This is a genomic window from Aquimarina muelleri DSM 19832, assembly GCF_000430665.1.
Lineage (GTDB): Bacteria > Bacteroidota > Bacteroidia > Flavobacteriales > Flavobacteriaceae > Aquimarina > Aquimarina muelleri.
The window spans coordinates 1-10,532 of sequence record NZ_AUML01000064.1; the positions used below are offsets into that span (position 1 = coordinate 1).

General features: G+C 29.4%; 10 protein-coding genes, 1 rRNA gene and 1 pseudogene. 6 read left to right on the forward strand and 6 right to left on the reverse strand.

The window, feature by feature from the left end; translation table 11 throughout:
- The first annotated feature begins 148 nt into the window (after positions 1-148).
- Positions 149-257, forward strand: a 5S ribosomal RNA gene (gene rrf, locus H527_RS0117930).
- 392 nt (positions 258-649) lie between these two features.
- Here rrf and H527_RS0117935 read toward each other — a convergent pair.
- The 3 genes from H527_RS0117935 to H527_RS0117945 are packed head-to-tail and all read right to left on the reverse strand — an operon-like array spanning position 650 to position 2,489.
- Positions 650-1,078, reverse strand: coding sequence for a DUF4268 domain-containing protein (locus H527_RS0117935; RefSeq protein WP_027413953.1), 429 nt, complete (start codon positions 1,076-1,078; stop codon positions 650-652).
- A 2-nt stretch (positions 1,079-1,080) separates the two neighbouring features.
- A complete protein-coding gene (locus H527_RS0117940) occupies positions 1,081-1,758 on the reverse strand; it encodes a ZIP family metal transporter (RefSeq protein ID WP_155837943.1) in 678 nt (225 codons plus the stop codon).
- A complete protein-coding gene (locus tag H527_RS0117945) occupies positions 1,758-2,489 on the reverse strand; it encodes a class I SAM-dependent methyltransferase (protein ID WP_027413955.1) in 732 nt (243 codons plus the stop codon). The genes H527_RS0117940 and H527_RS0117945 overlap by 1 nt, the downstream gene beginning before the upstream one ends.
- 123 nt (positions 2,490-2,612) lie before the next feature.
- Here H527_RS0117945 and H527_RS0117950 point away from each other — a divergent pair, with 123 nt between their 5' ends.
- The 3 genes from H527_RS0117950 (at position 2,613) to H527_RS0117960 (ending at position 5,664) form a co-directional block, all read left to right on the forward strand.
- Positions 2,613-3,752 (forward strand): THUMP domain-containing class I SAM-dependent RNA methyltransferase, encoded by a 1,140-nt coding sequence (locus tag H527_RS0117950; RefSeq protein WP_027413956.1) that lies wholly within the window; start codon positions 2,613-2,615, stop codon positions 3,750-3,752.
- 498 nt (positions 3,753-4,250) lie between these two features.
- Positions 4,251-4,652, forward strand: a complete 402-nt coding sequence (locus H527_RS24845) for a MerC domain-containing protein (protein WP_027413957.1) — start codon at positions 4,251-4,253, stop codon at positions 4,650-4,652.
- 133 nt (positions 4,653-4,785) lie between these two features.
- Positions 4,786-5,664 carry an alpha/beta hydrolase family protein gene (locus H527_RS0117960; RefSeq protein WP_162143831.1) on the forward strand — a complete coding sequence of 293 codons (879 nt, stop codon included), beginning with the start codon at positions 4,786-4,788 and terminating at the stop codon, positions 5,662-5,664.
- 63 nt (positions 5,665-5,727) lie between these two features.
- Here the strand turns inward: H527_RS0117960 and H527_RS0117965 are convergent, their stop codons facing one another.
- From H527_RS0117965 to rlmD, 3 genes are read right to left on the reverse strand one after another with little or no spacing between them, the layout of a single operon-like run.
- A complete protein-coding gene (locus tag H527_RS0117965) occupies positions 5,728-6,438 on the reverse strand; it encodes a DUF6048 family protein (protein ID WP_027413959.1) in 711 nt (236 codons plus the stop codon).
- On the reverse strand, positions 6,404-6,928 hold the full coding sequence (locus tag H527_RS0117970) for a DUF6452 family protein (RefSeq protein ID WP_027413960.1): 525 nt from the start codon (positions 6,926-6,928) through the stop codon (positions 6,404-6,406). Before H527_RS0117970 ends, H527_RS0117965 begins: the two co-directional genes overlap by 35 nt.
- Positions 6,929-6,931: 3 nt before the next feature.
- Positions 6,932-8,341, reverse strand: a complete 1,410-nt coding sequence (rlmD, locus tag H527_RS0117975; protein WP_027413961.1) for a 23S rRNA (uracil(1939)-C(5))-methyltransferase RlmD — start codon at positions 8,339-8,341, stop codon at positions 6,932-6,934.
- Between the two features lie 388 nt (positions 8,342-8,729).
- Between rlmD and rocD the strand changes: the two genes are divergently transcribed.
- Both rocD and H527_RS24470 read left to right on the forward strand, forming a co-directional pair.
- Positions 8,730-9,971 (forward strand): ornithine--oxo-acid transaminase, encoded by a 1,242-nt coding sequence (gene rocD / locus H527_RS0117980; RefSeq protein ID WP_027413962.1) that lies wholly within the window; start codon positions 8,730-8,732, stop codon positions 9,969-9,971.
- A gap of 346 nt (positions 9,972-10,317) precedes the next feature.
- Positions 10,318-10,532, forward strand: a pseudogene (locus H527_RS24470) (IS982 family transposase); the annotation flags it as partial.

A 10,532-nucleotide genomic window follows, 5' to 3' on the forward strand; every position in this document is an offset into this window, starting at 1 on the left:
GGGAAATTGCTTTAACCAGCATATTTTAGGAATTCTTTTTACTTGTATATTAAATCAATATGTTAAGATATTAATTCCCGTGAAGACGGGAATCCTAGCAAGGGTATCAGAATCTATTCATTAGATTCCTGCCTACGCAGGAAAAGCTTAAGGTGGTTATAGCATCGGGGCTCACCTCTTACCATTTCGAACAGAGAAGTTAAGCCCGTTAGCGCCAATGGTACTACAATCCGTGGGAGAGTAGGTCGCCGCCTTCCTTGAAACCCTTCATAGAAATATGAAGGGTTTTTTTATACTATAAAACCAAATGAAATAGCAGATAAACTAAGAATCAAGATCAGTTACTGTCCTCTGAAGGCTTTTATCTTGGTATTATAAGATTCTGTCAAAGCATTTGTACTATAGCTTATAAGTTATTGTATTTACAATGGGGTTTATATAATGGAAAAATATTGGATCGTAATCTTTTTATGAAAACCATGAGATATAATTATCCCAGATAAAAACTCTTTTGTAATATCATTCTTCTTTTAAAAATAAAGAAGAACAACGGTTTTATGCATTTCATGTTTTGTAATATCAAAATATAAAACCAATCCATATACAATTTTTGGGGATTATCCGTTTTTCACTTAAAAAAAACAAATAATTAATCGTTAATATAATCTTTGTATTCTATAAAAAAAAATTCAAATTTTAGCATTTGATCATACAAAAAAGACATAGTTTCTTTCCAGCATACTTTATTATGAATACTTACTCCGTTCAGTTCTACATAAAGCCTAGAAATAATTTTTTTATTATCTAATTCATAACTGTCATCAAAAATAATATCAGGAATATACTCTGATATTATAATGCTTTTTAAACTAACAAATTTATCGTAGTAATAAGACTTTATTAATGGATCATGTGGTTCTATATCTATAGATACTTGTGCTTTTTTTGTAGTAAATGTAAATTTAAGAGTTACATCTTTTATTTTGGTATTATACAAGAGCCATTTATTAGGGTATTCTTTCCCAAAATTAGTCCAGAATTCTTCCCGTATCTGTTTTGAATCTGTTTTACTAAACATCACTAAATTAAATATGCAGTTATAGTTGCTAGAAGTATAATTAAAAGTTTTGTAATATTAAATTTATGGCCTTCATTACTTTCAAAGAGTATGGTGGTAGATACATGAAGAAATATACCTATTACTAGAGCAGTAATTTCTTTATAGTAGTTTTGAACTACTGTAAAATTTCCTGATATGAATGTTCCTAAAGGAGTCATTAAAGCAAATATAATTAGAGATAAGATAATTACACTTTTTTTGATTTTGGTGTTTAATAAAAATGTAGTTAAGATCATTGCAATAGGGATTTTATGGATAATAATACCCATCAGTATTCCATCAGTGTGATGTAGAGGGAAGCCTTCTAGAATTGCATGTAGACCTAGACTTATAAATAATAATTTAGGTATTTGATGAGTTTCTTTATCTAAATGTATATGACCATGTTCAGCACCTTTAGAGAAATACTCTAAAATTTTTTGAAGTAAAATACCTACCATAATCCAGACTCCAGTTCGTTTTGCGAATGGATTATTTTCAAATACTTCTGGTAATAAATTAAAGATAGTAATAGCTAAAAGAAAAGCACCACTAAATGCTAAAAGTAACTTTAAGTTTTTATGACTAGAAGCTTTAAAAATAAAAACGAATAAAGCCCCTATAAACACTGCTGCTATGGAAAAAATATAATTTTGCACTATTTAAAAATTAAGACAAGTCTAGGAGAAGTATTTTTGTTAAATTTTTGCAATTGATAGTTGCCAAAAACATCAAGTAAATTAATATTGGCTTTTTTGAAATAATCTTCAAAATCCTCTAATGAAATACTTTTTACACGTTCTGTGAAGAAAAAATCATTATTATTATCTTTAAATTTAATTTCTTTAAGAATATATCCGTTTTTGAAAGATCTTTTTATATGAAATTTAATATTATCTACTTCTTTTATTTCTTCAGGGACTAGATTTTTCAAAATATAATCTACATTCATAAAATCGATAACACCAACTCCTCTTTCGTTTAAATTAGAACTAATAGCTTTAATAGTATTTAGATTATCTTCTTCTTTATCAAAGTACCCAAAACTGGTAAATAGATTAAAAACAGCAGAAAATTTTTCTGAATATGGCTGGCACATATCATGTACCTTAAAATTTAAAGTTTCATTTTCAAATTTAGAGGCATATTCAATACTGTTTTTAGATAAATCTACACCAGTTACATTATAGCCTAATTTATTTAAGTATATACTGTGACGCCCTTTGCCACAAGCCAGATCTAAAATTTTTTCATCGGTTTCTAGATTTAAATATCCAGTAAGGTTATCCATGAATTTTTTAGCTTCTGTATGATCTCTGTCTTTATATAGTATATGATAATATGGTGTATCAAACCATGATGCATACCACATTTTTGAATCTTTTAGCATAGGGCGCAAAATTAATGTATTTTTGCGGTTTAATAATAGAAGTTGTTTAAAGTTTTGATGGTTATTAACAAAATCTTAAATCATTTCGTTACGAAAATAAGGATAGTGAATAATTTATATAAAATGGTAGCTAAAACCCTTTTCGGTTTTGAAGAAATTTTAGCTAAAGAACTTAGGGATTTAGGTGCTCAGAAAGTAGAAATAGGGAATCGTGTCGTTAGTTTTTATGGGGATTTAGGTTTTATGTATAAAGCAAATTTATGTTTGCGAACTGCTATAAAAATATTGAAACCTATCATTTCTAAAAAGGTTAGAAATGAAAAGGATTTATATGATTTTGTTAAAAACATACATTGGGAAGAGTATTTAAGTTTAGAAGAAACTTTTGCAATTCATGCAACAGTAAATTCTACTATTTTTAATCATTCACAATTTATATCTTTAAAAACGAAAGATGCTATTGTTGATAGATTTAGGGAGAAAACAGGGAAGAGACCAAATGTAGATTTAGAGTATCCTGATCTATCCATAGATGTCCATATTCAACAAGATTTGTGTACAGTATCTCTAGATAGCTCTGGGGGGTCACTACATCATAGAGGATATAGAACAGCAACGAATATAGCTCCGATTAACGAAGTTTTGGCTGCTGGCTTATTACTGCTGTCTGGCTGGGATGGACAATGTGATTTTTTAGATCCTATGTGTGGTAGTGGTACAATGGCAATAGAAGCAGCAATGATTGCATGTAACATTCCTGCAAACTTAAATAGGAAAGAATTTGCTTTTGAAAAATGGTTGGATTGGGATTTAGATTTATTTGAAAAGATAGAAGAAGCAAGCTTAAACAAAGTAAGAGATTTTCATCATTCTATAATTGGTGTAGATAAAGCACCATCTGCAGTTCGTAAAGCAATAATAAATGTAGAGAACGCTAACCTTAATGATTATATTAAAATAAAAGAAGGTGATTTTTTTGAAAGCACTAAAGAGATAGAAGGGCCATTACATATAGTATTTAATCCTCCTTATGGGGAAAGATTAGAAATTGATGAAGAAAAATTTTATAGCCAAATAGGAGATACATTAAAACAAAATTATCCAGGCACGAATGCTTGGCTTATTACTTCGAATATGGAAGCTTTAAAACATGTAGGGTTAAGACCTTCTCGAAAAATCAAAGTTTTTAATGGGAAATTAGAGGCTAAATTGGTTAAATATGAAATGTATGAAGGGAGTAAAAAAGCAAAATTTCAGAATTGAATTTTAAAGATTTTAACGTTCATACTTTAATCCACATTATGGAGTTCAATTCTCCGAGACTTAACTCGAAAACAAAATATATTTTTAGAAATACACCTAGCGAATTTACTACTAGGGTGTTAACTTTCTTAAGGGGTTGTGTAAAGGAGTGTTAATTCTTTTATAGGGGGTCTCTAAATATTTTATGATTTACCTTTATTGCTTACTACAAAGTATTTCACATAGACTGTTTTATAATCATTATTTCAATTTATTATAGATATTTACAATTACTTCGACTAAGAATTTATAGTAAGATCTTACTTTGTTTTTTCATAGATATACTAAACAATATTTTGTATTATTGCAACATTATTGCATTTATGTATTATGTGAATTTTACTAAAAGATAATTCAATTTAAAAGTAAAGTTTATATAGAAATGAATTGGAATATGAATGCTATTTATAGCGTTTTTTTAAATTCTAAATAAAAATAACGGATCAATTTTTTAGTACTATGATTTATAATACAGACCGAATAAATTGGGATTTTATAGGTTTATCTGCATCGTTTTTATGTGTGTTACATTGCATGATTTTACCGATTTGTATTCCCTTTTTTCCTTTAATTGGATTATCATTTATAAATAATGAATTTCATGAAATTTTACTAATAACAGTAAGTTTGATAATAGCATTTATAGCATTATATAATGGATACAAAAGATTTCATAATAAGTTATTACCAGTTTTTATATACATATTTACATTAGTATTTTTTAGTACAGGTTTTTTGATTGAAAATCATTTCATTGAAAGAATTTTACACTTTTTTGCAACAGGTTTTTTGATTATTGCTCATTATTATAACTGGAAATTTATTAAAGCATATAAAAAGTGTAAAATAAAAAAAACTTGAAATAAATAATGTATAGGTAGTACAGAGGAAGTAAATATAAAAAATGGGGAAAACTAAAGTATATAGTATAGTAATATGTTTACTGAATATTTTTATATGTTTTTCACAGGTAAATGCTATTAAGAATGAGAAAGTGATACTCATAAATAAAAAGTATAATGAAACGTCTAAGGTTACACAATATTTATATGACTCTCTTTTTTATGAAACAGCACATTCTCAAAAGAAGGTAGGTTTTTTTGAATTTGATTATAAAAGCGATGAATTTTTGGTAAAAGGTTTTATAACAAAACCATTACGATTAAGTAAAAAAAAATATCCTGTGATTATATATAACAGAGGAGGAACAGGGAATTACGGGAAAATTTCAGCTGAAGATTTTCCTTTTTTTTATAAATGGTATCAAGAAGGGTTTATAGTAGTTGCATCTAATTATAGATTTGTGAATGAAAGAGGTCCTTTCGACCAATTTGGGGGGAGCGATATTAATGACGTAATTTCTTTATTTAAGTATTTAAAAGTTTTTGATTTTATAGACTTAGAGAATGTTTTTATGATAGGGGTTTCACGTGGGGGTATGATGACTTATAAATTGACTAAATATCTTTCTGTAAATGCGGCAGCGGTAATAGGAGGAGTAACTAATTTGAAAACGCTAATACAAAATCGTCCTGTGTTTTTAAATGGTTGGAATGATGCAGAAAAAGAGGAAGATAATTATAAAGGTTTACGTAATATTCTTAAGGATTTTGATATTCATAAAGAACAGTATATTGAGGATAGATCGGCTGTACGATGGGCAAATAAAATTAATACCCCAATTTATATTTTACATTCACGACAAGATGGTTTTGTATCTGTAAATCATGCAATAGAAATGGCTGGAGAGCTAGAGAAAGCTAATAAAGAATATCAATTAAAAGTGTATAATGAAAAAAGTCACTCCCTGCCTTTTCAGTACTTTGATAGTCATGAAGAAATTTCAGACTGGTTTAAGAAACATATGAAATAAATACTGCCCTATAAGGTTCATGAATAAGATATAAGGCAATACTATTTTAATTTTAAAATGATATTACTTCTTTTTCTTAAAAAATGGAATGAGATAACTAATAGAATATCCATATCCAACCCCTATGCTACTAAAATCGTTTGTACGACCAAATCCAGGGATATAAAGGTTGTCAAATCTATTAGATGTTTTTTCGCTTACTAAACTCCTTAAAGATACGTTAGCTCCTAGATATAAATTTTTAACTAATTCTACTTTAATACCAAGAACTAATTCTATCCAACTAGCATTTAAACCACTTTCTTTAATACTTTCGGTTATTTTATTTGCACCAAAGTAATTTGTTCCAGTAAAAATAGAATAATCGTTTAAGGTTTGATCAAAGGTAGAAAACCCATAACGCAAGCCTACATAAATGCTATTTTGCATACCATACCAATTATCGTATACATTATAATCTATTCCAGCTCTAATATAGTTACCAGAACCTTTTATATTGATATTTTCTTCATCTCTTAATAGAGATTCATTTCCGATTTCTGCGGCAATATAAAATTTTTTATAGAACCTGTAATCTCCAATGATTTCAAATCCTGAATACTTATCATCTGCAGCTGTACGAATTAATCGTCCAAGATCAACTCCTGCTCTAAAACCATATTTTTCTGAGGGAGGAAGAGTGTCTTTAGCGCTAATTTTAGTTTCCTCTTGCGCATAGAAACTACCAGAAATTAAAATACTAATGAAAAATAAATACGTGTGCAGTTGTTTCATCGGTTATGTTCTCTCTTTGTATTGTTATATTTTTAATCCAGTTACCATCATCTCCTGTTACTGGAGGAGAAAAAGTAAGTCCTTCATAATTTACTTTAAATCCACATGCACTACTTACATATTCTTCTTTTACTGTATATTGAAAGCTTACGATATCTTTATCCGGTGCAGGGTCTGTATCCGTATTACTAGTGGTGTCAGAATTTATAGTAAATTCATACTCTGTTATAGATTCATTATTTCTTAAAGGTATTGAAATAGAATCTCTAACAGTTCCTAAAGTAAAAGGAGTTTCTACTCCAACTGCTTTTACTTGTAGCTCTACCGGAGCCTTTATTAAAGTACCTGTTTCAAAATCTATAAATTTAATAATTAAGAATGGAGTAGTAGGTGTTCCTTCGGCACATATATCATCCCGCTCACAGCTATAGTTTACAGATAAAGTACATGTTGCGATTAGTATATATAGCAAATATTTGTATATTTTCATATATTATCTTTTTTCTAATAATACTACATTTTCTACATGATATGTTTGAGGAAACATATCTACAGGTTGGACTTTAGTAACCTTATACATTTCATCTAATAACGCAAGATCACGTGCTTGTGTTGCACTATTACAGCTAACATACACTATTTTTTGTGGGGCGATATGTATTAACTGTGCTACTACATCTTTATGCATACCATCTCTGGGAGGGTCTGTAATTACCACTTCTGGTTGACCATGTTGTGCTATAAAACTTTTTGTAAAGACCTTTTTCATATCTCCTACATAAAACTCTACATTAGTGATAGAATTACGTTTGGCATTTTCTTTGGCATCCTCAATAGCTTCGGGAACAGCTTCTACACCAATTACTTTTTTTGCATTTTTAGCAACAAATTGCGCAATTGTACCAGTTCCTGTATATAGATCGTATACCAATTCTTCGCCAGTTAAATTTGCAAAATCTCTGGTTATTTTATATAATTCGTATGCTTGTTTAGAATTTGTTTGATAAAAAGATTTAGCATTAATTCTAAAACGTAACCCCTCCATTTCTTCTTCGATATAATCCTTACCCTTATAGCAAATAACCTCTTGATCATATATAGTGTCATTGCCTTTTGGATTAATTGTATATTGTAAAGAAGTTATTTCGGGAAACTCAGAACCAATATAATCTAATAAAAGAGTTCTTTTTTCTACATCTTCATGAAAAAATTGTAATAAAACCATAATTTCGCCTGTCGAAGATATTCGAAGCATTAATGTACGTAGAAAACCATGCTGATTTCGGGCATTATAAAATTCGAAATTATTTTCTGTAGCAAATGCTTTTACTTTATCTCTAATAGCATTGCTTGGGTCTTCCTGAAGATAACATTTATCAATATCTAAAATTTTATCCCACATACCAGGAATATGAAATCCTAATGCATTTCTGTTTTTAATTTCAGAATCACTTTTAATTTCATCAAGGGTTAACCATCTACTGTCGCTAAAGGAAAACTCCATTTTATTTCTGTAGAAAAAATGATCTTCAGAGCCTAGTATAGAACTTACTTCGGGTAATTCGACTTTACCTAGTCTGGTTAAATTATTTATTATTTCTTTTTGCTTATATGCCAATTGGTGTTCATAGTCCATAAACTGCCATTTACATCCTCCACAAGTTCCAAAATGCTTACAGGTTGGATCTACTCGCTTATCAGATAATTGATGAAATGTAGTTGCTGAACCTTCATAAAATGCCTTACGTTTTTTAGTTACCTGAACATCTATAATGTCACCAGGAACAGCATTATTGATAAATATAACTTTTCCATCTGGTGCTTTAGCAATGCTTTTTCCCTTTGCACCTGCATCAATAACTTCGACGCCTTCAAAGATTTGTCTTCGATTTTTTCTTGCCATAGCGCAAAAATAAGAATAGAAAGCAAATACTGATTAATTATTCGATATATCTTATAAAAGAAATTGAAAAAAGCAACCTATTTATTATAAAAAAGGTGGTTAGTTGGTTTTTGTGAAAATTAAATTCTAATAAAGTATTTAATTACTTTAGGCTAATTTCGGAAATAGATTGTTTCTTTAGAATGTACACTATTTGATCTTGCTCTGTTGTTATATAAAAAGATCAAATTAGTAAAGAATCTTTTGTAATAAGAAAAATAACTTAATAAGTGTTTTATAAAGAGGGGTATATTTAGTAATTTGCGACCAACTTCATTAGGATGATTTCTCTCCTTGGCTTTAGTGTTAAAGTAGGAATTGTAAAGTTTTATTTTTAATACCGTGAATAATGGCAATTTCAGAAAAAAAGTCATCACAACATTCTATTGATTTAGAGGATAAGTATGGAGCCCATAATTATCACCCACTACCAGTTGTTTTAAATAAAGGAGAAGGTGTGTATGTTTGGGATGTAGAAGGCAAAAAATATTATGATTTTTTAAGTGCATATTCTGCAGTTAATCAAGGGCATTGTCATCCTAAAATAGTAGGAGCAATGGTAAGCCAAGCACAAACGCTAACCTTAACATCACGTGCGTTTTATAACGATAAGTTAGGCGAATATGAAAAGTTTGCAACCGAGTATTTTGGTTTTGATAAACTGCTACCTATGAATACAGGTGCTGAAGCAGTAGAAACAGCACTGAAACTTTGTAGAAAATGGGCATATGAAAAAAAAGGAATATCAGAAAACGAAGCTCAGATAATTGTTTGTGAAAATAACTTTCACGGTAGAACTACTACTATTATATCTTTTTCTAATGATTCTGTAGCGAGAAAAAATTTCGGACCGTATACTGCAGGGTTTATTAAAATTGAATACGACAATTTATCTGCATTAGAAAAGGCATTAGAAAATAATAAAAATATAGCTGGATTTTTAGTAGAGCCAATTCAAGGAGAAGCTGGAGTGTATGTTCCTTCTGAGGGGTATTTAACAAAAGCAAAAGCCCTTTGTGAGAAACATAATGTACTCTTTATGGCAGATGAAGTACAAACAGGAATAGCTCGTACTGGGCAATTATTGGCTGTAGATTATGAAAATGTTTCACCAGATATTTTGATTTTGGGGAAAGCAATAAGTGGAGGAGCTTATCCAGTTTCTGCAGTATTGGCAAATGATTCTATTATGGAAGTAATAAAGCCAGGTAATCATGGAAGTACTTTTGGAGGCAACCCAGTTGCTGCAGTAGTTGCTATTGCCGCATTAGAAGTTGTTAGAGATGAAAAGTTAGCAGAAAATGCTTTTGTGCTTGGCGAATTATTTAGATCAGAACTAGGTAAGTATATAGAAAATTCTAAAGTAGCAAAAGAAGTTCGAGGTAAAGGGTTATTAAATGCAATATTAATTAATGATTCCGAAGAAAGTGATACTGCTTGGAATATCTGTATGGCTCTTAAAGAAAATGGATTATTAGCAAAACCAACTCATGGTAATATCATTCGTTTTGCACCACCATTGGTAATGAATAAAGAACAATTATTAGATTGTGTATCTATTATCATAAAAACTCTTAAAGAGTTTGAATAAAATTTTTAAGCAAAGAGAAAAATAGGGTAGCACTAAAACTGCCTTTTAGATAATTTATCAAAATAACCCTTATGGAGTTTAAACTCCATAAGGGTTATTTTTTGTGTAAAAGATCAATAATGTTTTAATCCAGATTAGAAATTCGTTATGAAGGTTTCAAAAGCAATAAAGATTATTGTTGTTATAATATCAGTATAGCACTACATAGATTCTGCGACCTACACAGTAATAAAATGACTAAAAACCTGAGTTCGACGTAAGAAAAAAGGGTTTTTACTTGTAGAAAAAGCAGAAAAACATTATATTTAAGTATCTAACATTCAAATATTTAAATGAATTTCTGCTTATGATTTCTAAAGATAAAATTACTGAAATTTTCTTTTCTATTGATGAATTTTGCAAGGTTTTTAACCCTGCTTTAAAGAAAAGACAGCTTACTACAGGAAAAAAGACAAGAAATAGGAAGTTTACCATGTCTGCTAGTGAAATTATAACCATTACTGTTCTATTCCATTGTAGTGGCTATAGAACCTTCAAACACTTTTATATTTTTTACGTAAA

Excerpts from the sequence above, each read along its gene's own strand:
- H527_RS0117935 (WP_027413953.1), bottom strand. The coding sequence starts at position 1,078 with ATGTTTAGTAAAACAGATTCAAAACAGATACGGGAAGAATTCTGGACT.
- H527_RS0117945 (WP_027413955.1), bottom strand. The coding sequence starts at position 2,489 with ATGCTAAAAGATTCAAAAATGTGGTATGCATCATGGTTTGATACACCA.
- H527_RS0117950 (WP_027413956.1), top strand. The coding sequence starts at position 2,613 with ATGGTAGCTAAAACCCTTTTCGGTTTTGAAGAAATTTTAGCTAAAGAA.
- H527_RS24845 (WP_027413957.1), top strand. The coding sequence starts at position 4,251 with ATGATTTATAATACAGACCGAATAAATTGGGATTTTATAGGTTTATCT.
- H527_RS0117965 (WP_027413959.1), bottom strand. The coding sequence starts at position 6,438 with ATGAAACAACTGCACACGTATTTATTTTTCATTAGTATTTTAATTTCT.
- H527_RS0117970 (WP_027413960.1), bottom strand. The coding sequence starts at position 6,928 with ATGAAAATATACAAATATTTGCTATATATACTAATCGCAACATGTACT.
- rlmD (WP_027413961.1), bottom strand. The coding sequence starts at position 8,341 with ATGGCAAGAAAAAATCGAAGACAAATCTTTGAAGGCGTCGAAGTTATT.
- rocD (WP_027413962.1), top strand. The coding sequence starts at position 8,730 with ATGGCAATTTCAGAAAAAAAGTCATCACAACATTCTATTGATTTAGAG.